This is a genomic window from Bradyrhizobium sp. BWC-3-1 (assembly GCF_032917965.1).
Classification (GTDB): Bacteria; Pseudomonadota; Alphaproteobacteria; order Rhizobiales; family Xanthobacteraceae; genus Bradyrhizobium; species Bradyrhizobium canariense_D.
The window spans coordinates 6,924,308-6,946,179 of the sequence record NZ_CP136625.1; the positions used below are offsets into that span (position 1 = coordinate 6,924,308).

Sequence of the window (21,872 nt, forward strand, 5' to 3'; positions counted from 1 at the left end):
TTGGAGCAACCAGCCCCTACTCGGTGGCCGCATAGACCAGGCCTGCGACGGGCAGCGCGAGCCCAAAGGCCGATGCGAGCGTCCAGCCGCCTTGTGCAAACGCCCACGCGCCGACCGCCGAGCCCGCCGCGCCCGCGGTGAAGAAGGTCGCCATGTAGAGACCGTTCAGGCGGCTGCGGTGCTCATGCCCCAGCGCGAAGATCGCGCGGAAGCCGAGCACGACGTTGCCCTGCACGCCGATGTCGATCGCGATCGCAGCCACGACCAGGCAGGCGAGGTTCAGCACCGATCCGGGCGCGCCGACATGCGTAATCAGGAATCCTACGGCCGCGAGTAGCAGCGCGACCAGCGTGGCCATGCGGCTATGGCCGCGATCGGCAAGCCGTCCCGCGATCGGGGCTGCGAACACGCCGGCGACACCGGCAAGCGCGAACAGCGCGATGCCGCGCTGGGTGAAGCCGAATTCGCTCGCGAGCAGCAGCGGCGTCACGGTCCAGAACAGGCTGAAGGCGCCGAACAGGCTGGCCTGGTACAGCGCGCGGCGGCGCAGCAGCGGCGTGGTCCGCACCAGATGGAGCATCGACAGCAGCAACTCGCCGTAATGCATCCGCGCGACCGGCCTGCGCTTCGGCAGCGTCATCCAGAGTACCGCTGCGAGCACGATCATCAACGCGGCCGAGCAGAAGAACACTGCATGCCACGACAGCATCGCCGTGACGAAACTCGACACCGGCCGCGCCAGCATGATGCCGAGCATCAGGCCGGTCGAGACATTGCCGACGACGCGGCCGCGAATGGCTGCCGGCGCAAGATGCGCCGCATAGGGAATGATGATCTGCACCGCGACCGAGCCGAGTCCGATGAACAACGCGGCGATCAGGAAGGGCAGCGCGTGGGACGCGAACCCCGCGGCGAGCAGGGCTGCCGCGCCGAGCGTGATGACGGAGCAAATCAGGGTACGGTTCTCGACGAGGTCGCCGAGCGGGACGATGAAGAGAAGCCCCACGCCGTAGCCGATCTGCGTCATGGTGACGATCAGTCCCGCCGCTTCATGCGACAGGCCGAGCGCGGCGCTGATCGGGGCGATCAGCGGCTGGGCGTAATAGATGTTGGCGGCGACCATGCCACAGGCCGCGGCAAGCACGAAGGTCAGTCGCTGCGACACCGCATCCGGATCCGGCGCGGTCTCGATCGTGGCATTCATCGTCATTCACAGGCTCTCCAGATATCGGAAACGGTCGTTTCCTAATATGACAAACAATTCAGGCGAGCAGCTTCATCGCGACGGCGACTAGGCGCTTGCCGTCGAGCGAAAGGCCCGCCTTGCCGACCACGCGCAGGCCCTGCGTGATGCAGATCATCAGGCGCGCGGTGTCGGCGGCGGCGACATGGCGGGGAATCGAGCCGTCGGCCTGCCCCTCGCGAATGAGGCCGGCGATGAAGCCTTCGTTGGTCTCGAGCCGCGCGCTGACGAGGGCGGCGACCACCGGATCGACCGCGGACAATTCGACCGCGCTGCCGACCACGAGGCAGCCGCGCCGCCCCTCGCTGCCCTGGGAATGCTCTACATACGACAGCAGCATGTTGCGCAGCCGCTCGCGGCCATTGGCGCCTTTTGCCGCCGCGCTACGCGTCTGCTCCTGGCGCAGAGCCGCGTAGCGCTCGAAGGCGGCGAGAAACACCGCATGCTTGTCGCGAAACGCCTTGTAGACGCTGCCGGTCGCCAGCCGCATCGCCGCGGTGAGATCGCCGATCGAGGCGGCATGATAACCGCGCTCGGAAAACACGCGGACGGCCCTGTCGAGCGCGGTGTCCATGTCGAACTCCCGCGGACGGCCGGGCGAACGGGCGACGGAGCTGGATTTGCGGGCCGCTTTTTGCATTGCGGGATAATAGGGAATGTTTGTTTCCAAACAAAGACACTTGGATGTGATTGGGGCGGTAGGGCCACTAACTCCGGCGTCGCCCCTGGCCAAGGCCAGGACCCATTATCCCAGGGAAGGGGTTGGGCGGACATTCGTTCGGTGGGATTGATACCGCCTTAAATCGATAGACCTCGCGGTATGGGTCCTGGCCTTCGCCACGACGACATTTGAGGTTGTTACGCCTGACTGCCAAGCATCGCCACGGCGCAGGCCACATCGCGGTCCTGCGCACATTTCAACTTGCAGACATGCCTTCTCATCCTCGCGGCTGATTTCGCCCGAGCTTTGCTTGATCGCTCCACCCTCTTGTCCAAGAGGGCGCAGGGAAGGCCGGGTGCCGGCTGGCACCCGCGGTCCGCTGCGCGAAAAGCACACGCAGGAAAACCGCACAGCAGCATACAGGTGTAGCCAATCACTCGGCCTTCCCTGCGCGATGGTTGGACGGCTTATGCCGTGCTCTCCCGGGAGCCGAGTTCTCTTTGGCCTCCCTCGTCCTCGCAGAAGTCACCGGCACCGCGCCGGTTGACGCGACTGCCGCATCCGCAAGAGCTTGACCGTAGCAACGACGGCCAGGACCACACGGTTTTGCCGTACGCACGGCTCGCCATTTCGCCGCAGTTTTCCCAGCCCTGTCGACGGAGCCGGAAACTTACAGACGAGACGAAGCCTAGCAGCGCCGCTCGTCGGCACGCAGCCTTGGGCTCACGGAGAGCAATCCGCCCTGCCCTTAGCCTCTCGCACCCGAACGCTGCCGCGTCCACCGCAAGCCCGGCTCGCGAACATGACGACCACAAGATCGCCCCTCAAGGATGAGCCGGGATGGGCGACACATACGCCCTTTCCGAATTTCGGTAAAGCGGAATATTTTTGTGAGAGCGGATTGACACGGGGGCGACACAGCAAGGTCCCGTAGCCCGGATGAGCGAAGCGATATCCGGGGTCTTGCCACAAGCGACAGCGGTCCCTGGTGTCGCTGCGCTCACCCGGGCTACGAGAGCTCACCGCTTCGTTCGCACCGGCGTTCCGTCGGCCATGAGTGTCACTCCCTTCCGTTCGACAATCATCCCGTAGGCGTGCGGCTGACGGTGAACGTCGAAATTGAAAGTGGTGCGCTTGTAAGAATTGCAGAGATCGAGATCGCAACGGGCGAGCGCGATCTCGTCGCCCTTGGTCGTGCATCGCGAGATGATCTCGCCGGAGGGCGCGATGACGCAGCTTCCGCCGATGTGGTCGACGCCCTCCTCGACACCCGCTTTGGCGACGCCGACCACGAAGGTGCCGTTCTGGTAGGCGCCGGCCTGCATCACCAGATGATTGTGGAACAGCGAGAGATCGTCATGCTCGGGTGCGGGCGGATTGTGCAGCGGCGTGTTGTAGCCGATCATCACCATCTCGACGCCCTGCAGGCCCATCACCCGGTAGGTCTCGCTCCAGCGGCGGTCATTGCAGATCGCCATCCCCATCACGCCGCCAAAGGCCTCGGTCACGCCAAAGCCATCGCCTGGATCGAAATAGCGCTTTTCCAGATGCTGGAATTCGCGCCACGGCTCATGCTCGGCATGCCCGGGCATATGAACCTTGCGATATCTCGCGACGATGGCGCCGCTCTTCTCGACCAGGATCGAGGTATTGTAGCGCCTGACAATTCCGGCCTCGACCGTCAGCTCGGCATAGCCAAGATAAAATCCGATGCCGATCTCGCGCGCGAGATCGAACAGGCCTCTTGTCTCCGGCCCCGGCATCTCGCGCTCGAAGAAGCTGTCGATCTCAGCCTGATCCTCGAAATACCAGCGCGGAAAGAACGTGGTCAGCGCGAGCTCGGGATAGACGATCAGGTCGCAGCCGTTGGCGTGCGCCTGGCGCATCAGGGCCATCAGGCGCGCCACGACCGCGGTTCTGGTCTCGGTTCGCGCGATAGGGCCAAGCTGGCCGGCCGCGATCGTCACAAATCTCGTCACGAATCTTTCCCTCGTCCGCTTCCCGGGTCAGGTCGCGGCAGAGACTATCGCGCGATGCGCCGCGCGCACAGCCTCGCTGTCCGGCACGGTGCCCAACCGAGAGGCAGCCCGACCGTCACGTGGAAAGTACCGAGAACAGATAATCTCGCAAACCTCCGCTCGTGCTGCTCAGGCGATCGAGCATAGGCAGCTACACGCCTACCGGGGGGAAGATGCATCTCACGGAGCGCGACTTACCAACCCGCCGATGCAGGTTCGTTGAAGAACATCGTCTGATCGCGCGCCGCCATGCGCGAGGGCTGGCGTCGACGGTGCCTCTCCGCACTGCGCTTGTTCGGAACGGTCCGAGCTGCTTGCTTCGGCGTCACATCAGGCTGCGCCACCATTGCAAAAGCTTGGCGGGGCTTCTCCTGCGTGGGAAGCGCGTCGGCGACGGCAGGTGCGGGAGTCGGCGGAACCGACTCGGCTTTGGACAGCGATATTTGCCGTACGCTGGTGTCCAGGACGATCTTCTCAGGCCAGGTTTGCGCGGAATGAACGCGCACAATCGACCGATCTGGCTCGGCCGGCGCGGCGGCGCTCACGGGGGCGGTCATGTACCGGTCGGCGAGGAAAAGGAGGGCGAGCAGAGCGCCGCCGGTGAAGACGAAATAGCGGATGAGCGGCATGGGTCCCTCGATCGCCTCGTTGTCGAGGCCCCTGCAGCAACGGGAAAGAGTGGCAATCGTTCCGGTGCGCTGTCGAGCAATCGTGGGAGACGCTCAGCCGCCCACTGGCATTCCGCTTGCTGCACGGGAGTCAAATCCCTCAGACCCGCAGTGGGTCTGTCTCATCGTGAGGCGATCATGCACCCGACGTCCCGTTTCGAAGCGACCATGCCGACACAGCTCCACGCATTGATCTCCGATCTGCGTTGGCGCTTGCAAATGATCGACGCCGACATTCTGGAGGAAGAACGGAAGGCCGGAATCTCCGATCCCCAAAACCTCGCCTACCCCATGCTAGCGCAGAACCTGCGGGCCCGGCGCGACAATATCCGGGTGAGCATCGCGATTCTCGAAAGCCGCCTCGAAAAGCGATCGACGGAGCGGCCGCGCGCGGCCTGATGCGGCGACGGCGATTGGCTCCCGTCGCACCCAGGTTAACGCGAAGGAACTCCCGTTGCCGATCTGCAACGGTTCCCGTCCGTCTGAAGCCGGACAAAAGAAACTCCCATTGCGGCCACGAACCCCTCTCACAACGCCGTGAGACGAGCAGGGGAACGACGATGCGTGCGCAAAGAGTCTGGGTGGTGAATGGGGCCGCCAGCGTCGAACAGTTGCAAACCAGATTGGACGATCTGAACAAGCGGCTCGGTCAACTCGAGACTCAGCACCCCGAGAGCTGGAAGGTCGAAGAGCTCAGATCGACTGCGCTCAGCCTGTCGCGCGAGATCGACGACATCCGCTGCGCCGAGGCGACGGCGGCGCTGAGCGAGCTCCTGCGGAAATAGCTGGCGTTCGCGATTCGCCCGTCGCGCAGGAACCAACGCCGCCTCCCCGCCATTGCCATGCCGAGCATGGAGCAAAATCATGACCAGGCACCTGACGCGGGCCGATCTCGCGCGCGGCGTGGCCGGCGCGGTATCCACGCTGGTCCTGTGCGCGACGATGGCATTCACCATCGCGCGCCACTTCGCTTTGTAAGGCATTTGGCGCTGTGAGGTATTTTCGATGACGTCCGACCCCGAGGAATCGGTCAGGCTGCAAGGCTACGGCGAGATGACCCTGCGTACGGCCGTCACGACGATGATGTTGCTTGCGCCGCGCGAGCGCGCGGATGCCGCCATCTTCCGCGTCCGCGACGGCGTCCGGCTTGCCTCAAGCGAGATTGCCGAACTCGCCTCCGAATGGGGCATCACGCCAACGCCGGAGATCAGGTCTCCGAACCTCGTCCCGGAGCAGCACTGGACCCACGTCGTTCGCGGCATGGTGCGTGAGGCGCCGCTGCCGGCGCTGATGATTGCGTTTATGGTCGGCGTGCTGGTGGCGAGGCGGTAGTCCTCTGACCTAGCTTGCAACGCCGAGTTATCGAAACAGGCAATGCCGAGCCATGCCACCGCGACAGACCGCCCTGTCCGGCCAAATCGGCCGTGGACCCGCCCTGAAAATCGTTGCAAGAAGACGCTCCCGGGCGCCGGCGGCTGGTCCGCCAAGCTTGGGAACGAGCCTCTAGAAAAACGTCGACTTTTGGAAGAATGGTCGGAGTGGCAGGATTCGAACCTGCGACCCCTGCGTCCCGAACGCAGTGCTCTACCGGGCTGAGCCACACTCCGACAAGAGGCCGGCTTATAGCGTCGGGTTTGGCGCACCGCAAGCGGCCGAGCTGAGGAATCTTATCCCTGTGAAAACGGGTCTTGAAACGCTGATTTTACCGGCCGGCGAGGCCGGCGCGGAAGCTGCCGCCCGGACATTGGCAGCCGGCGGGCTGGTCGCGTTCCCGACCGAGACGGTCTACGGGCTCGGGGCGGACGCCGGAAATGCCAGTGCCATCGCCCATCTTTACGCCGCCAAGGGGCGGCCGGCCTTCAATCCGCTGATCGCGCATGTCGCCGACCTCGCGGCCGCGCGCAGGATCGGACGATTCGACGCCTGCGCCTTGCGCCTTGCGGAGGCGTTCTGGCCGGGGCCGCTGACGCTGGTGGTGCCGAAGACGGAAAACTGCCCGGTGGCCGAGCTTGCCACCGCGGGCCTCGACACGGTCGCGATCCGCATTCCGGCCCATCCGGTGGCGCAGGCGATCCTGCGCGCCTTTGGCGGGGCGGTGGTGGCGCCGTCCGCCAACATCTCCGGCCACGTCTCGCCGACGCTGGCGGCCCATGTCGAGAGCGACCTTGCGGGGCGGATCGACCTGATCGTCGACGGCGGGCCTGTTACGGTCGGCGTCGAATCGACGATCGTCGGCTGTTTTGCGGCGCCGATGCTGCTGCGGCCCGGCGGGCTGTCTCGCGAGCGGATCGAGGCCGTGCTTGGTGCAGCGCTGGCGCGACTGCCCGCGGAGACCGACAGCGAAGACAGCCAGCCGCTGGCGCCGGGCATGCTGGCCTCGCACTACGCGCCACACGCCCATGTGCGGCTCAATGCGCTGGACGTCGCGCCGGGCGAAGCGCTGCTGGCGTTCGGCCCGGCGCGCCTGCCTGGTCTGGAGGCCGCCGTCGCCGTCATGAATTTGTCGCCCACCGGCGATCTCGATGAAGCCGCCGCCAATCTGTTCGGCTATCTTCGCGCCCTCGATGCTAGGGGGCCGCGGGCGATCGCCGTGATGGCGATCCCCGAAGAGGATCTGGGCGAAGCGATCAACGACCGGCTGCGCCGGGCGGCTGTGGCGCGATAAGAGCGAAGCAAGAGACAAGACAATGAACATTAATCATCCCGCCACCCCGCCGCTTGCGCCCGAGCTGATCGAACAATTCCGCAAGATCGTCGGCGAGAGGCACGCCATCACCGATGTAGCCGACATCGAGGCCTACGTCACCGAAGAGCGCAATCTATTCCACGGCCGCTCGCCGCTGGTGCTGCGCCCGGGCTCGACCGCGGAAGTCGCCGCAATCTGCAAGCTCGCCTCCGAGCACAAGATCGCGCTGGTGCCACAGGGCGGCAACACCGGGCTCGTCGGCGGCCAGACCCCGCACAATGGCGAGGTGGTGGTGTCGCTGCGCCGGCTCGACAAGATCCGCGAGATCGACACCGCCTCCAACACTATGACCTGCGAGGCCGGCGTCGTGCTGCAGATCGCGCAGCAGAAGGCCGCGGACGTGGACCGGCTGTTTCCGCTGTCGCTGGGGGCGGAGGGCAGCTGCACTATCGGCGGCAATCTCTCGACCAATGCCGGCGGCACGGCCGCGCTGGCCTATGGCGTCGCGCGCGAGATGGCGCTGGGGCTCGAGGTGGTGCTGGCGGACGGTCGCGTGCTCAACGTGCTGTCGAAGCTGAAGAAGGACAACACCGGCTACAATCTGCACAACCTGTTCATCGGCGCCGAAGGCACGCTCGGCATCATCACGGCGGCGACGCTGAAGCTGTTTCCGAAGCCGCGGTCGATCGAGACCGCCTTCGTCGGGCTGAAGTCGCCGGACGCCGCGCTGAAGCTGCTGGCGATCGCGCAAAGCGAGGCCGCCAATGCGCTGACGAGCTTCGAGCTGCTCTCGGAGATGGCGGTCGATTTCTCGATCCGCCACGGCATCGACGTGCGCGATCCGCTCGCGCAAAAGCATGCCTGGTACGTGCTGATGGAATTGTCGTCGCCCGGCGATGACGCCCGGACGCCGCTGGAAACGATCCTTGGCCGCGCCATGGAGGACGAGATCGTCGACGACGCGGTGATCGCGGCCAATCTGACCCAGCGCGCCGGCTTCTGGAAACTGCGCGACGAGATGTCGTCGGCGCAGAAGCCGGAGGGCGGCTCGATCAAGCACGACATCTCCGTGCCGGTGGCCACCGTGCCGGCCTTCATCGCCGAGGCCAATGAAGCCGTGGTGAAGCTGATTCCCGGCGCGCGGCCGGTGCCGTTCGGCCATCTCGGCGACGGCAATCTGCACTACAATGTCAGCCAGCCCATAGGCGCCAACACCGCGGACTATCTGGCGCGCTGGCACGAGATGAACGCGGTCGTGTTCGCCATCGTGCTGCGCATGGGCGGGTCGATCTCGGCCGAGCACGGCATCGGCGTGCTCAAGCGCGACGAGCTGCCCGAGGTGAAGGACAAGACCGCAATTGAGCTGATGCGACAGCTCAAGGCGATGCTCGATCCGCTTGGAATCATGAACCCGGGAAAAGTGCTGTGAGTGCGCTCAAGATCGACGCGATCACCGAGGCCGATGTCGAGCCCGTGGTCGCGCTGTGGCAGCGCTGCGGGCTGACGCGGCCGTGGAACGATCCGCATGCCGACATCGCGCTGGCGCGACGGCGCGACAATTCCACCATCCTGCTCGGCCGCGACAACGGCGCCATCGTCGCCACCGTCATGGTCGGCCATGACGGCCATCGCGGCTGGGTCTATTACGTCGCCGTCGATCCGGATAGCCGGAAGCGTGGCTACGGCCGCGTCATCATGGCCGCGGCCGAAGACTGGCTGCGCGCGGCTGGAATTTTGAAGCTCCAGCTGCTGGTCCGGCGCGGCAATGAGCAGGCCAATGCGTTCTACCAGTCGCTGGGTTTCGAGGAATCGACCTCGGTGATGTTCCAGAAGTGGATCGACGGCCGCACCACAACGCCAAGCAACTGAGATCGAAGCATGACCATATCCGACCGCGTTCGCATCAAGGACGTCCGCGTGCTCTCGGACGGCTGGACCCCCCTCAAGACCACCACGTTCGAGTACCGGCGCGCCAATGGCGAATGGCAGACGCAGCACCGCGAGACCTATGAGCGCGACAACGCCGCCGCCGTGCTGCCCTACAACCGAGCGCGGCGCACGGTGATCCTGGTGAAGCAATTCCGCTTGCCGGCCTTCATCCGCGGTTACGACGATCTCCTGATCGAAGCCGCCGCCGGGGTGCTCGACGACGCCTCGCCCGAGGTGCGCATCCGCGCCGAGGCCGAGGAGGAAACCGGCTATCGCCTGCACCACGTCCACAAGGTGTTCGAAGCGTTTATGAGCCCCGGCGCCATCACCGAGAAGCTGCATTTCTTCGTCGCCGAGTACGAGCCGGAGATGCGGGTCAGCGACGGCGGCGGCCTCGAACACGAAGGCGAGGACATCGAGGTGCTGGAGCTCGGCATTGACGAGGCGCTGGCGATGATCGCGGACGGGCGTATCATCGACGCCAAGGCGATCATGCTGCTGCAGCATGTGGCGCTGCATGTGTTTCGGTAGGTTGTCTTCCTTCCTTCTCCCCTTGCAGGAGAAGGTGGCGCGAAGCGGCGGATGAGGGGTTTCTGTCCGCGCGCGCATCTCATGCAGTTGAGCACGCGAGAGACCCCTCACCCGTCTCGCCGCTTCGCGGCGAGCCACCCTCGCCCGCAAGGGGAGAGGGGAAAAAGCGGACCTGGCTCTATCAGTGCAATTCTGACCTGCATTGCCCCGCCCCCCGTTGAGCTCACCCCCGACTATCTCTAGTCTGTCGCCAACAAGAACCAGGAGACGCGCCCCATGTCCGCTTCGCGCGACGACGAATTCGGCTTTGCGCCCGACTATGACGCCCCCGTTCCCTATATGCAGCGCACGCGGGACTATTACGCCGCGATTGGCTACACCACGGCGTATCGCTGGGCTCACTACACCGAGGCGCCGTTCCAGCCGCTAAAGAAGCCGTTGTCGCAATCAAGCGTCACCATCATCACGACCGCCGCGCCATACGACCCCACCAAGGGCGACCAGGGGCCGGGCGCGGCTTATAATGGCGGCGCGAAATTCTACCAGGTCTATGAGGGCGACACGGCGAAGCCCCACGACCTTCGCATCTCGCATATCGGCTACGACCGCAAGCACACCACGGCCACCGACAACGGCACCTGGTTTCCGCTGCCGCAACTCTTGAAGGCGAGCGCGGCGGAGCGCATCGGCGAGGTGGCCCCGCGCTTCTTCGGCGCGCCGACCAACCGCAGTCATCGCGTCACCCTCGACACCGACGCGCCGGAAATTCTGGCGCGCTGCCTTGCCGACAAGGTCGATGTCGCCGTGCTGGTGCCGAACTGTCCGGTCTGCCACCAGACCACGGCGCTGGTGGCCCGGCATCTCGAGGCGAACGGCATTCCGACCGTGATCATGGGCTGCGCCAAGGACATCATCGAGCACGCCGCCGTGCCGCGCTTTCTGTTCTCGGATTTCCCGCTCGGCAATTCCGCCGGCAAGCCGCACGACATCGCCTCGCAGGCGCAGACGCTCGAGCTGGCGCTCAGACTGCTGGAGACCGCGAGCGGCCCGCAGACCACGATGCAGTCGCCGCTGCGCTGGAGCGAGGACGCTTCCTGGAAGCTCGACTACAACAACGTCGCGCAGCTCTCAGCTGAAGAGCTGGCGCGCCGCCGTGCCGAATTCGACAAGCAGAAGGAGATCGCGCGCGGCAATCGCGCCGCCTGACGTCCTCCGACAACCAAAACAAACAGGGAGAGCGACGTGACGCGACCGTTCGAGGGCGTGAAGATCCTGGACTTCACGCAAGTGCTGGCCGGCCCATATGCGAGCTACCAGCTCGCGCTGCTGGGCGCCGACGTCATCAAGGTCGAGCGGCGCGAGGGCGAGGACATGCGCCGCACGCCGCTGTCGCGCGAATGGGCGGAGCGCGGGCTGGCGCCGTCGTTCCAGGCCATCAACGGCAACAAGCGCAGCCTGACGCTCGATCTGCAAAAGCCCGATGCGATCGCGATCGTGAAGAAGCTCGCCGCGCAAGTCGACGTCGTCATGGAGAATTTCCGCCCCGGCGTGATGGACAGGCTCGGCATCGGCTACGAGGCGCTGTCCGCGATCAATCCGAAGCTGATCTACTGCGCGGTGTCCGGCTTCGGCCAGACCGGTCCGGACCGGCTGCGCCCCGGCTATGACGGCAAGATGCAGGCGCTGTCCGGCATCATGGCGATCACGGGTCATCCCGAGACTGGGCCGACCCGCGCCGGCTTTGCGGTGTGCGACGTGCTGTCGGGCGCCACCGCTGCGTTCGGCGTGTCGAGCGCGCTTTACCAGCGCGACCGCACCGGCAAGGGCCAGCTCATCGACGTCTCCATGCTGGAGGCGACGATGGCGTTCCTGTCGGGGCAGATCGCGGACTGGTCGGTCGCGGGCCATCGCCAGCAGCTGTCGGGGAATCAGGCCGTCAGCCGCAGGACCACGGCGAATTTGTTTAGATGCGGCGACGGTCACATCCTGCTCGCCGTCAACAACGAGAAGCAATATCGCGCACTGATGTCTGCGCTCGGCCGCGAGGACGCGCTCAGCGATCCGCGCTTTGCCGACTGGTTTGCGCGCAACGAGAACGAGCCGGCGCTGCGCGCCATCATCGAAGAGGCGCTCGCGGCAAGGCCTGCGCGCGAATGGGAGACCATTCTGGAAGACGCCGGCGCGCCCTGCGCCAGCATCTGGAAAGTCGAGGAAGTCATCGACCATCCGCAGATCAAGGCGCGCGGCGCGATCCAGCAACTCGATACGCCCTACGGCCGGCTTCGTTTCGCCGGCAGCGGATTCAAGCTCGCGCATGGCGGCGGCAGGCTCGACCGGATGGCGCCGGAGCTCGGCGCGGATACGGATGCGGTGCTGGGCGAGCTGGGATTTGACGCAGCGGAGATCGCAGCACTACGGGCGCGGGAGATCGTGTAAGGGCGAAGCGCCTAAAACAACGACCCCTGCCCGTCATCGGCCGGCCCGGCCGCCGCTTTCCGCGCCACCTTCTTCTTCGGCGCCTCCGCCTCCATGTCCTCCGCGCTGATCGGCAGGAGTAACTGGTCGTCGTCATTGGCGACGCGGTTGACGCGGGTGGAGACCGGGTGCCAGGCGAATTCGCCGATGCGCGGGGCGGTCATCAGCGGCAACACCGCATCGAGGTCATCGCTGCGGCTGTCGAGCCAGCGCTCGAAATCGCGCGGGCTGATGGTGACGGGCACGCGATCATGCAGCGTGACGAGATCCTCGCTCGCCGCCGCCGTGACGATCGCGACCGTGTCGAGCTCCTCGCCGTTCGGCCCGACCCAGGTCTCGAACACCGCTGCAAAGCCGAGCGGCGCGCCGTCGGCGCGATGGATGAAGAAGGGCTGCTTGCGGCCACCCTCCGCCTTCCATTCGTAATAGCCGTCGGCCGGAATCAGGCCGCGGCGCCGGCGAATCGCGTTCTTGAAAGCGGGCTTCTCCAGCACCGTCTCGGAACGCGCATTGATAAGGAGCGAAAATCCCTTGGGATCCTTGACCCAACCCGGCAGCAAACCCCAGCGCATCAGGCGAAAATGGCGCGCGCCGTTCTCGGCCAGCACGACCGGAATCGGTTGTGTCGGGGCCACATTGAACCGGGGTGGGAAGTTCGGCTGCTCAATGTAGCCGAACAGTTGCCGCAAAGCCGCGGGGGCCGAAGTTATGACGAAGCGTCCACACATCCTTGAGGGCCTATATAGGGTCCGTTCAGGTCCTTTTAACCCCGAACGTTAACACTGCGGCAGATGAGCTCAACGGTCTCCCAGCCGGCGCGAATGCATGGACAGACGGGGCCCAAGGCTGCAGCCTGGGCCGAGCGGCTGCGCGTGGCCAACATCAACCCGCGGACCGGGCTTGCCACCGACTATCTCAACCATTTCAATGAAGCCGTGATGCTGCTGGAAATGGTCCCCGACATGCCGGAATGCGCGGAAGATTTTCTGACCTGGTCGCCGCTGTCCTATGCCGAGCATTTCACCGCCTCGAACTTCAAGGCCCGGGATCTGGCGATCGAGGCCTATGAAAAGGCCGACCCGAACGTGCGCGCCCAGTTCGACCACCTCACCGACACCATGACCTCGATCCTGACGGCGGTCGGCTCGGCCATGCGCGAGGTCGAGAAGGACACGACCCGCGTTCGCCTCGCCGAGCAGGCCGCCCACTGGGTCAAGCCGCTGATCGCGGCCTGCGGCGGCATCATCAATGGCGGCGCGGAAGCCGACGTCGACAACATCATGGCGAACTGAGCCCGAGCAGGTGAAGTCATGGCTGCGATCGTTCAGCCCACCCGTCCCCAGATCGCGGTCAGTGCCGCGATTTTTCGTGACGGCAAGGTGCTTCTGACCCGTCGCGCACATTCGCCGGCAAAGGGGTTCTATTCGCTGCCGGGCGGCCGGGTCGAGTTCGGCGAATCGCTGCACCAGGCGCTGGCGCGCGAGATCGACGAGGAGACCGGGCTAGATATCGAAATCATTGGCCTCGCGGGCTGGCGCGAAGTGCTGCCGGCCGCGGCCGGCGCCGGCCACTACCTGATCATGTCCTTTGCCGCCCGCTGGGTGGCCCGGGAGCCGGCTCTCAACGACGAGCTCGACGACTATCGCTGGATCGCCCCAAAGGCTCTGGCGAGCCTTGGCGACCTCAAGCTGACCGGCGGGCTGGAAGAGGTCATCCAGTCCGCTCACCGGCTGATGGGCCCCTGACGGCCCCGCCTTGCGTCTATCGCCCCGAGGAGGCATACACCCGGCCGATGTCGACGCGATTTCTGGCCATTTTTGCCCTGATTCTCGCCTGCGCCTCGGTGCCCACGAGGGCTCAGGACGGGGCAGCGCCGTTTGACGGCGATTTGCAGCGACTGGCGGAGATCCTCGGCGGGCTGCACTATCTGCGCGGCATCTGCGGGTCCAACGAGGGCAACAAATGGCGCAGCGAGATGCAGGCGCTGATCGATGCCGAAACCCCCGCCGGCGAACGCCGCACCCGCATGATCGCCGGCTTCAACCGCGGCTATAACGGTTTTCAGCAGACCTACCGGAGCTGCACGCCGGCCGCGACGGTGGCGATCCGCCGCTATATCGAGGAAGGCGCCAAGATCTCGCGCGATCTCACGGCGCGTTACGCGAACTGAGACAGCGGCGGGAACCCTGTCATCGACTTTGTACACAGCCGTTAACCGTTCCTAAAGATGTGGCCTAGCGGGCGTTAACGTGCGTGCTACACCTCTCGCACAGCGCATCGCCGTGGATTGCGCCCCAGCCCCGACGAGTTTCATGAGCCATCCAGTGTCCTACGCTCCCGCACGCGCGCCGCTGCCCGATCACGAGCAGAAGCAGGCCGCACTGAGTTATCTCAACGAGGCCTGGGCGGAAGCGCGCCATGATGGCGTCGACGGCGACTGCCTGGCGCAGGCGAGCCTGTTTGCGGCCCTTGCCGAGCTCGTCGGCACCTATGGCGAGGACGCGGTGGCGAAGTTCGTCGAAGGCTTTCCCGGCCGCATCCGCAACGGCGAATTCTCGGTCGACATTTCCAGACAGTAAGTCTTTCTCCAGGCAGTAAGCCTTGCAGAAAATGACCCCGCCACGTAGGCGGGGCCAGCTTCCGCTACGGCCGGGAATACGCTCCGAGCCCGTTACGGCTCGATCTTGAGCGTCGCTTTCATGTTGGGATGAAAGCGACAGTAATAATCGATCGTGCCCGCCTTCTTCAGAACCAACGTCCCTGATTTTTTCGCCGGCAGGTTGACGTCGAAATCGCCGTTCCTGGCTGTCGCGGTGTGGACGAAGACGTCCTTGTTGATCCATTCAATGGTGTCGCCGACCTTGGCCGAAGCGTCTTTCGGCGACACTTCGAGATTCTCCATCGTGATCTCGATGGTCGCAGCGTGCGCCGGGACGGCCACCGCCACGAGCAGGACCGCTGTCGCGATCGCGGACAATCGTCCCAGCATCATCGCCTCCCTATTTCAGCTCCGCCGCGACGTGCTCGGCGTGCTGCTGATGGCCCTGGAAGATTTTCAGGCCGGTCTGCAGCAGGCTCTTCAGTTCGGCATTGCTGGCGGACGGAATGAGCTGGGTTTCCAGCGCGCCGTTGACCGTCTTGTGGTAGGCGACCTCGTTCGCGACATAGGCCTTGTCGAAGGCCGCACCGCTCAGCTTGTCCAGTTCGGCGAGCTTCTCGCTCGCCTGCTTTGACAGCGCTTTGCTGGTGTCGTTGTCTTCAGGCGTGACGTTCAGCTTCTTGACCAGCGCGAGCGCCTGCTTGTTGACGGCCTCGTGGTCGCGCAGCATGTCCTCGGCAAACGCCTTCACGTCCTTGTTCTTGGCTTTCTTCTGCGCCTGCTTGGCTGCGTTGATGTCGATCACGCCCGCGGTGTAGGCGATATGGGCGATCTGCGGATCGGTCAGCTTGTCGGCTGCTCTAGCGCCTTGCAGCAGCGCGGGGCTCGACAACAAAATTGCAGCGGCGATCGCCGTGGTCCAACGAACGAACATGGTTTGACACTCCTGTGGTGCCGGACGTTTTGCCGGCGCGTTGCTTCACAGGCGTTGGATGGAATTCTCGCGCAAACGTTCCCGAAAAATTCAGCCGCCGATGCCAAGCCGCTGCAGCACTGACACGGTCAGCCGCTCGCAGCGCCACCCGGCGAACGGGAACGCATCCATCACCACCGGACCGATCTCCTTTTCGACGTTCTCGCGCAGCATGGTCCGCGCACGGTGCAGCCGCGTCTTCACGGTCTCGGGCTTGACGCCGAGCAGCTCGGCGGTCTCCTCGATGTTCATCCCTTCCATGACGCGGGCGACGAAGACCATGCGGAAGACATCCGGTAATTCATCGATGGCGCGCTCGACGACGCGCTGGATTTCACGTTGGGCCATGGTCCTTTCCGGATCGCCTGGGGGAGAAGCGGGAAATTTGATGATCTGCGCCTCGAGCGTCGCTTCGGGCACCGAGCCGAGCTCGACCTGCGGCCTGGCGCTTCGCGCCCGGCCAAGTGCCTCGTTGATGGCGATGCGCGACAGCCACGTCGACAGTCCGGACTCGCCGCGGAAGCCGTCGAGATGGGTGAAGGCGCGGACATAGGTTTCCTGAACGACATCCTCGGCTTCGCTGTCGCTGCGCAGAATTCCGCGCGCCAGACGATAGAGCCTGCGGTTGTTGGCCTGCATGATCTCGCGCAGCGCGGCCTCGTCACGGCCCCGCGCCCGCTCGACCAGTTCGGCTTCCAATGTCCTGATTTCTGAAGTCTTGGCGCCGGCGGACAGGCCGGCTGCGATCCGTGGCATGGCGGTCACCTGCTCGTTTGGCTTCGTTCCGGACATTGGATGCCGCCCCAAGGGAAAGGTTCCCAACTTTCTGTCCCTCCCCTGGGGGAGGGGCCAAGGAATGTCCTAATCCGTCTCGATCGGCAGCGCCGGATCCTTCGCCCACTCCCCCATCGAAGCATCGTACAGCGTCAGCTTGTCGTAGCCGAGCTGCGTCAGCAGCAGCAGGTCGATCGTCGCCGAGATGCCGCCGCCGCAATAGCAGATCACGTTCTTGTCGCGGGTGACGCCTGCCGCGGCGAATTTGGCTTCGGCATCGGCGAGCGTCGTCAGCGTCTTGTCGGCATTGGTGAGAACTGCCGCTGATACGTTGACGCTGCCGGGAATGCGGCCGGGCCGCCCGTAGCGACTCGGCTCGAGGCCGCGATGAAATTGGGGACCGAGCGCGTTGACGATAACAGTCGCGGGATCGCCCAGCCGCGCCTTCACTGCATTCTTGTCGACGAAGAAGCCTGCGCGCGGTGTGGCCTTGAAGGTCGTGGCCGGATAGCCCTTCGGGGCGCCTGTTACGACCGGGCGTCCCTCGTCCTTCCATTTGTCGAGGCCGCCGTCGAGCACCCGCGCGTCGACGCCGAGCGAGCGCAGCATCCACCAGACCCGCGTCGACCACATCATGGTGCCGATGCTGTAGAGCACGACGGACTTGGATGCATCGAGGCCGTGGCGGCCGAAGGCGGCCTCCAGCTGGGCCACATCAGGCATCATGAAGAATTGCTGCGCAGAGGCGTCGGAGAACTCGCCTTGCAGGTCGAGAAAATCAGCCCCCGGAATATGGCCGGCCTCGAACGCCTTATCGCCCGGCACGGCGCGATAGGGCACATCGCTGCCTGGCGGCACCGGCTCGTTGTAGGTCGTGCAGTCGTAGAGGCGCAGGTTGGGATCGCCGAGCTGGGCTGCAAGTTGCTCGGTGGTGATGAGGGGTGTCGGTTCGGTCATTCACTCCTCCCTCAGCGTCTCCAGAAACCGCACCGGCTCACCTTGCGCGGCCGTCACGAGCTCGCCCTGCCACATCACGCGGCGGCCGCGGATGAAGGTGCCTACGGGCCAGCCGGTGACGCGCAACCCGTCATAGGGGGTCCAGCCGGCCTTGGACGCGACCCATTTGTTGGTGATGGTCTCGCTGCGCTTGAGATCGACGACGGTGAAGTCGGCGTCATAGCCGGCGGCGATCCGCCCCTTGCAGGCCATGTTGTAGAGGCGCGCGGGGCCGGCGCTGGTGAGATCGACGAAACGCGCCAGCGACAGCCGACCCGCATTGACGTGGTCGAGCATGAGCGGCACCAGCGTCTGCACGCCGGTCATGCCGGAGGGCGAGGCCGGATAGGTCTTCTGTTTCTCTTCCAGCGTATGCGGGGCGTGGTCCGAGCCGAGCACGTCGATGATGCCCTGCTCGATGCCGCGCCAGATCCCGGCGCGGTGATCGGCGCCGCGCACCGGCGGGTTCATCTGGGCCAGCGTGCCGAGCCGCTCGTAGCATTCGGGCGCAACCAGCGTGAGATGATGCGGCGTCGCCTCGCAGGAGGCGACGTCCTTGTGGTCGCGCAAAAATTCGATCTCTTCCTTGGTCGAGATATGCAGCACGTGGATGCGCTTGCCGGTCTCGTGTGCGAGCTTCACCAGCCGCTGCGTCGCCATCAGCGCGGCGGTCTCGTCGCGCCACACCGGGTGCGAGCGCGTGTCGCCCTCGATACGCAGCGATTTGCGGTCGTTGAGGCGGTATTCGTCCTCGGCGTGGAACGCCGCGCGGCGCCGGATCACCTGGAAGATGCGGCGCAGGCTTTCGTCATCCTCCACCAAGAGCGCGCCGGTCGAGGAGCCGATGAACACCTTCACGCCGGCGCAGCCGGGCGCACGCTCCAGCACCGGCAGGTCCTGCACATTCTCGCGGGTGCCGCCGATGAAGAAGGCGAAGTCGCAATGCATGCGGTGATGGGCGCGCTTCACCTTGTCGGTGAAGGTGGCCTCCGTCACGGTCAACGGCGCGGTGTTTGGCATCTCGAACACGGCGGTGACGCCGCCCATTACGGCGCTGCGCGAGCCGGTCTCGAGGTCTTCCTTCTGCTCCAGCCCGGGCTCGCGGAAATGCACCTGCGTATCCATCACGCCGGGCAGGATGTGCAGGCCCTTGCAGTCGATCACTTCCGCGGCGGAAGCCTGCGACAGCGCGCCGATTTCGGCAATGCGACCGTTGACGACGCCGACATCGCGGGTCCCCTCGCCGTCCTGGTTGACGACAGTGCCGCCCTTGAGGATCACGTCGAAACGCTGGGTCATGGCTGAAGGCCTCTCTCGTCCCCAAGCGCGGGGCTTGAGGTCTTGTCGTTTTTGCCTTGCGGGCTTACGTTCCGGAGCAACATGTCGCAAGAGATTTTCGTATGAAATCAGCGTTTCTTCCGGACCGGGGCGTGATCAAGGTCGCGGGCGAGGATGCGCGCAACTTCCTCAATGGCCTCGTCACGACCGATGTCGACAAGCTGAAGCCGGGCCTGGGCCGATTCGGCGCGCTGCTGACGCCGCAGGGCAAGATCATCGTGGATTTCCTGATCACGGAAGCGCCTGCCGGTCATGGCGGCGGGTTCCTGATCGATTGCCCGAAGCCGCTTGCCGACGGCCTCGCCACCAAGCTGAAATTCTACAAGCTGCGCGCCAAGGTCACGGTGGAAAACCTGTCCGAGGATCTCGGCGTGCTCGCGGCCTGGGACGGCAAGCCTGCGGCCCAGCCCGACCTCGCCTTCGCCGATCCGCGCAATGAAGACCTCGGCTATCGCATCCTGATCCCTCAAGACCTCCAACAGAAGCTGTCCGATCTGATCGGCGCCGAACTCGTCGACGCCGCCGCATACGAGCCCCACCGCATCGCGCTCGGCGTGCCGCGCGGCGGGCTCGATTTCACCTACAGCGATGCGTTCCCGCACGAGACCAACATGGACCGCCTTTCCGGCGTCGATTTCGACAAGGGCTGCTATGTCGGCCAGGAGGTCGTCTCGCGCATGCAGCATCGCGGCACCGCGCGCACCCGCAGCGTCAAGGTGCTACTCGAGGATCTCTCGCCTGAGCCCGGCGTCAGCGTCATGGCCGGCGACAAGCCGGTCGGCACGATGGGCTCGTCGGCGAAAGGAAAGGGTATCGCGCTGGTGCGCATCGACCGCGTCGCCGATGCGCTCGATGCGGGACAGGCGCTGACTGCCGGTGGGCTCGCTGTGAGGCTTGCGGAACCAGACGTCGTGCGCATTCCAACGAAGCAACCCATCGCATGAGCCGTGCCCCTCGCCTGCATCCCGACGGAAAGACGCGTTGCCCCTGGCCCGGCGAAGATCCGCTTTACGTCGCCTATCACGATACTGAATGGGGCGTGCCGGAATATGACGACCGCGCGCTCTATGAGAAGCTGATCCTCGACGGTTTCCAGGCCGGCTTGTCCTGGATCACGATCCTGCGCAAGCGCGACAATTTTCGCAAAGCCTTCGACGATTTCCAGCCGGAAAAGATCGCACGCTACAACGAGAAGAAGGTTCACGCGCTGATGAACGATGCCGGCATCGTGCGCAACAAGGCCAAGATCGACGGCGCGATATCAAGCGCGAAATCCTATCTCGCCATCATGGAGAAGGGCCCCGGCTTCTCGAAATTCCTGTGGGACTTCATGGACGGAAGGCCCAAGGTCAATCATTTCAAGACCACCGCGAGCGTGCCTGCCTCGACGCCGCTCTCCATGCAGATCTCCAAGGAGCTGGCCTCGCGCGGCTTCAAATTCGTCGGCCCGACCATCGTCTATGCCTTCATGGAGGCGACCGGCATGGTCAACGATCATCTCGTCGACTGCCATTGTCACGCGAGCTGCGGCAAGTCGCAGCGCAAGCCGCGCCTCAAGGCCAAATGAGCGCGAAGAAGACGGACCGCGGCGCCGACACCCGCGCCTGGCAACGCATGCTGTCGGGCCGGCGGCTCGATTTGCTCGATCCCTCCCCGCTCGATATCGAGATCGCCGACGTCGCGCATGGGCTGGCGCGTGTTGCCCGCTGGAACGGCCAGACCATCGGCGCACACATCTTCTCTGTCGCGCAGCATACGCTGCTGGTCGAAACCGTGATGCGGCACGAGAATCCCCGCGTGGATCAGCGCATGCGGCTTGCCGCGCTGCTGCATGACGCGCCCGAATATGTGATCGGCGACATGATCTCGCCGTTCAAGGCCGTGCTCGACGGTCATTACAAGGCGGTCGAGAAACGTCTGCTCGGCGCGATTCACATCCGCTTTGGCCTGCCGCCGGTACTGCCGGACGAGATCACGCTGGCGATCAAGGCCGCCGATCGCGGCGCGGCCTATCTGGAGGCAACGACGCTTGCCGGCTTCAGCGAGAGCGAGGCCAAGCGCCTGTTCGGCAAGGATCCCGGCCTGTCCGACAGCGTCCGGCGCGACTATCTCACGCCCTGGACGGCTGCCCGGGCCGAGAAGCAGTTTCTGGAGCGGTTTGGCGCCGTGTTTGCGTGATCGTTGTCGTGGGTTAGAGTCCTGCAGGGCGGGCAAAGGGGCCCTTGCCGCCCACTGTTTTGCGCAATGAGACGAAAGTGGTGGGTACGCTTCGCTTTGCCCACCCCGCCAACGCTCGCTATAATCTGCGGAAAAAGGTCCGCCATGATCCACGTCTGCTCCCTCGCCGCCCTTCCCGAAACCGTCCGCCTCACCAAGGCCAGCCACGTGCTGACCGTGATGGCCAATGTCGAACAGGTGGCGCGGCCGGTGTCGGTGCTGCCGGCCAACCATCTCAAGGTGTCGATGGACGACATCACCGAGGAGATGGACGGCTTCGTCGCGCCGTCGGAAACGCATATCGAGCAGGTGCTGAACTTCGTGCGCGGCTGGGACCGCGACGCGCCGCTGGTGGTGCATTGCTATGCCGGCATCAGCCGCTCCACCGCGAGCGCCTTTGCCGCCGTGTGCGCACTCAATCCGAATCGCGACGAGACCGAGATCGCGAAGAAGATCCGGGCGGCGTCCCCGATCGCCTCACCGAACCGCCGCATCGTCGGCCTTGCCGACCGTGCGCTGGGGCGCAACGGCCGCATGCTGCGCGCACTCGACGAGATGGGCCCGGGCGCGATGATGGTCGAGGGCCGCCCCTTCGTGATCGAGCTCGAATGACAGTTGCGCACCACAGCACAGGTGTGCCCCCTCTCCCGCTTGCGAGCAGAGCAATCGCATGCGAGCCTTTACGCAGACGCCTCCACATCGTCATGGCCGGGCTTGTCCCGGCCATCCACGACCTTTGCTGCGGCACGAAGAACGTGGATGCC

Annotated in this window: 27 protein-coding genes and 1 tRNA gene; 17 read left to right on the plus strand and 11 right to left on the minus strand. The window is 65.1% G+C overall.

The genetic code is table 11. From position 1 onward, the window contains the following. Positions 1-16 precede the first annotated feature (16 nt). The 4 genes from RX329_RS33410 to RX329_RS33425 form a co-directional block, all read right to left on the minus strand. Entirely contained in the window at positions 17-1,210 is a 1,194-nt protein-coding gene (locus RX329_RS33410) for an MFS transporter (protein ID WP_018456177.1), read from the minus strand. A 52-nt stretch (positions 1,211-1,262) separates the two neighbouring features. After that, complete coding sequence (locus RX329_RS33415; RefSeq protein WP_317246456.1) at positions 1,263-1,883, minus strand: TetR/AcrR family transcriptional regulator; 621 nt, start codon at positions 1,881-1,883, stop codon at positions 1,263-1,265. A gap of 1,040 nt (positions 1,884-2,923) precedes the next feature. Further along, positions 2,924-3,883 carry an N-carbamoyl-D-amino-acid hydrolase gene (locus tag RX329_RS33420; RefSeq protein ID WP_317244877.1) on the minus strand — a complete coding sequence of 320 codons (960 nt, stop codon included), beginning with the start codon at positions 3,881-3,883 and terminating at the stop codon, positions 2,924-2,926. Positions 3,884-4,116: 233 nt separating this feature from the next. Continuing rightward, on the minus strand, positions 4,117-4,551 hold the full coding sequence (locus RX329_RS33425; protein ID WP_317244878.1) for a hypothetical protein: 435 nt from the start codon (positions 4,549-4,551) through the stop codon (positions 4,117-4,119). Between the two features lie 258 nt (positions 4,552-4,809). Here RX329_RS33425 and RX329_RS33430 point away from each other — a divergent pair, with 258 nt between their 5' ends. The 3 genes from RX329_RS33430 (at position 4,810) to RX329_RS33440 (ending at position 5,922) form a co-directional block, all read left to right on the plus strand. After that, a complete protein-coding gene (locus tag RX329_RS33430) occupies positions 4,810-4,989 on the plus strand; it encodes a hypothetical protein (RefSeq protein ID WP_371258555.1) in 180 nt (59 codons plus the stop codon). A gap of 161 nt (positions 4,990-5,150) precedes the next feature. Continuing rightward, positions 5,151-5,375 (plus strand): hypothetical protein, encoded by a 225-nt coding sequence (locus RX329_RS33435; RefSeq protein ID WP_026233665.1) that lies wholly within the window; start codon positions 5,151-5,153, stop codon positions 5,373-5,375. 220 nt (positions 5,376-5,595) lie between these two features. After that, positions 5,596-5,922 (plus strand): hypothetical protein, encoded by a 327-nt coding sequence (locus RX329_RS33440; RefSeq protein ID WP_085352582.1) that lies wholly within the window; start codon positions 5,596-5,598, stop codon positions 5,920-5,922. A 198-nt stretch (positions 5,923-6,120) separates the two neighbouring features. Here RX329_RS33440 and RX329_RS33445 read toward each other — a convergent pair. After that, positions 6,121-6,197: transfer RNA gene (locus RX329_RS33445), tRNA-Pro, on the minus strand. Positions 6,198-6,265: 68 nt separating this feature from the next. On the opposite strand from RX329_RS33445, the gene RX329_RS33450 reads away from it, so the two are divergent. The 6 genes from RX329_RS33450 to RX329_RS33475 all read left to right on the plus strand — a co-directional run bounded on the left by RX329_RS33450 (position 6,266) and on the right by RX329_RS33475 (position 12,172). After that, complete coding sequence (locus RX329_RS33450; protein WP_026233666.1) at positions 6,266-7,255, plus strand: L-threonylcarbamoyladenylate synthase; 990 nt, start codon at positions 6,266-6,268, stop codon at positions 7,253-7,255. A gap of 22 nt (positions 7,256-7,277) precedes the next feature. Next, positions 7,278-8,705, plus strand: coding sequence for an FAD-binding oxidoreductase (locus RX329_RS33455; RefSeq protein ID WP_317244879.1), 1,428 nt, complete (start codon positions 7,278-7,280; stop codon positions 8,703-8,705). Continuing rightward, positions 8,702-9,145, plus strand: coding sequence for a GNAT family acetyltransferase (locus RX329_RS33460; protein WP_247298947.1), 444 nt, complete (start codon positions 8,702-8,704; stop codon positions 9,143-9,145). The genes RX329_RS33455 and RX329_RS33460 overlap by 4 nt, the downstream gene beginning before the upstream one ends. Positions 9,146-9,154: 9 nt before the next feature. Then, positions 9,155-9,736, plus strand: coding sequence for an NUDIX domain-containing protein (locus RX329_RS33465; RefSeq protein WP_085352586.1), 582 nt, complete (start codon positions 9,155-9,157; stop codon positions 9,734-9,736). Positions 9,737-10,012: 276 nt separating this feature from the next. Beyond that, a complete protein-coding gene (locus tag RX329_RS33470) occupies positions 10,013-10,942 on the plus strand; it encodes a glycine reductase (protein WP_317244880.1) in 930 nt (309 codons plus the stop codon). 36 nt (positions 10,943-10,978) lie between these two features. Beyond that, entirely contained in the window at positions 10,979-12,172 is a 1,194-nt protein-coding gene (locus RX329_RS33475) for a CaiB/BaiF CoA transferase family protein (RefSeq protein ID WP_317244881.1), read from the plus strand. Between the two features lie 11 nt (positions 12,173-12,183). On the opposite strand, the gene RX329_RS33480 is transcribed toward RX329_RS33475, so the two are convergent. Then, positions 12,184-12,939 (minus strand): SOS response-associated peptidase, encoded by a 756-nt coding sequence (locus tag RX329_RS33480; protein ID WP_247473549.1) that lies wholly within the window; start codon positions 12,937-12,939, stop codon positions 12,184-12,186. A 63-nt stretch (positions 12,940-13,002) separates the two neighbouring features. Between RX329_RS33480 and RX329_RS33485 the strand changes: the two genes are divergently transcribed. The 4 genes from RX329_RS33485 to RX329_RS33500 all read left to right on the plus strand — a co-directional run bounded on the left by RX329_RS33485 (position 13,003) and on the right by RX329_RS33500 (position 14,790). Beyond that, positions 13,003-13,503 carry a hypothetical protein gene (locus tag RX329_RS33485; RefSeq protein ID WP_317244882.1) on the plus strand — a complete coding sequence of 167 codons (501 nt, stop codon included), beginning with the start codon at positions 13,003-13,005 and terminating at the stop codon, positions 13,501-13,503. Between the two features lie 18 nt (positions 13,504-13,521). Next, positions 13,522-13,956, plus strand: coding sequence for an NUDIX hydrolase (locus RX329_RS33490; protein ID WP_317244883.1), 435 nt, complete (start codon positions 13,522-13,524; stop codon positions 13,954-13,956). Positions 13,957-14,003: 47 nt separating this feature from the next. After that, positions 14,004-14,381 carry a TIGR02301 family protein gene (locus RX329_RS33495; RefSeq protein WP_007607220.1) on the plus strand — a complete coding sequence of 126 codons (378 nt, stop codon included), beginning with the start codon at positions 14,004-14,006 and terminating at the stop codon, positions 14,379-14,381. 142 nt (positions 14,382-14,523) lie between these two features. Continuing rightward, positions 14,524-14,790: a hypothetical protein gene (locus RX329_RS33500; RefSeq protein ID WP_007594892.1), complete on the plus strand. Its 267-nt coding sequence runs from the start codon at positions 14,524-14,526 to the stop codon at positions 14,788-14,790. A 92-nt stretch (positions 14,791-14,882) separates the two neighbouring features. Here the strand turns inward: RX329_RS33500 and RX329_RS33505 are convergent, their stop codons facing one another. From RX329_RS33505 to RX329_RS33525, 5 genes are all read right to left on the minus strand, one after another. Continuing rightward, complete coding sequence (locus RX329_RS33505; protein WP_018458822.1) at positions 14,883-15,200, minus strand: cupredoxin domain-containing protein; 318 nt, start codon at positions 15,198-15,200, stop codon at positions 14,883-14,885. 10 nt (positions 15,201-15,210) lie between these two features. After that, entirely contained in the window at positions 15,211-15,744 is a 534-nt protein-coding gene (locus RX329_RS33510) for a DUF4142 domain-containing protein (RefSeq protein WP_085352592.1), read from the minus strand. Between the two features lie 90 nt (positions 15,745-15,834). Further along, positions 15,835-16,539 carry an RNA polymerase sigma factor gene (locus tag RX329_RS33515; RefSeq protein WP_317244884.1) on the minus strand — a complete coding sequence of 235 codons (705 nt, stop codon included), beginning with the start codon at positions 16,537-16,539 and terminating at the stop codon, positions 15,835-15,837. 105 nt (positions 16,540-16,644) lie between these two features. Beyond that, complete coding sequence (locus tag RX329_RS33520; RefSeq protein WP_317244885.1) at positions 16,645-17,514, minus strand: sulfurtransferase; 870 nt, start codon at positions 17,512-17,514, stop codon at positions 16,645-16,647. Further along, on the minus strand, positions 17,515-18,852 hold the full coding sequence (locus RX329_RS33525; protein WP_018458826.1) for a dihydroorotase: 1,338 nt from the start codon (positions 18,850-18,852) through the stop codon (positions 17,515-17,517). 101 nt (positions 18,853-18,953) lie between these two features. Here RX329_RS33525 and RX329_RS33530 point away from each other — a divergent pair, with 101 nt between their 5' ends. The 4 genes from RX329_RS33530 to RX329_RS33545 all read left to right on the plus strand — a co-directional run bounded on the left by RX329_RS33530 (position 18,954) and on the right by RX329_RS33545 (position 21,720). Beyond that, on the plus strand, positions 18,954-19,835 hold the full coding sequence (locus RX329_RS33530) for a folate-binding protein (protein ID WP_317244886.1): 882 nt from the start codon (positions 18,954-18,956) through the stop codon (positions 19,833-19,835). Further along, entirely contained in the window at positions 19,832-20,458 is a 627-nt protein-coding gene (locus tag RX329_RS33535) for a DNA-3-methyladenine glycosylase I (protein WP_085361347.1), read from the plus strand. Before RX329_RS33530 ends, RX329_RS33535 begins: the two co-directional genes overlap by 4 nt. Then, positions 20,455-21,069, plus strand: coding sequence for a YfbR-like 5'-deoxynucleotidase (locus RX329_RS33540; RefSeq protein WP_085352596.1), 615 nt, complete (start codon positions 20,455-20,457; stop codon positions 21,067-21,069). Before RX329_RS33535 ends, RX329_RS33540 begins: the two co-directional genes overlap by 4 nt. Positions 21,070-21,213: 144 nt before the next feature. After that, entirely contained in the window at positions 21,214-21,720 is a 507-nt protein-coding gene (locus tag RX329_RS33545; protein WP_007607206.1) for a tyrosine phosphatase family protein, read from the plus strand. Positions 21,721-21,872: the final 152 nt, after the last annotated feature.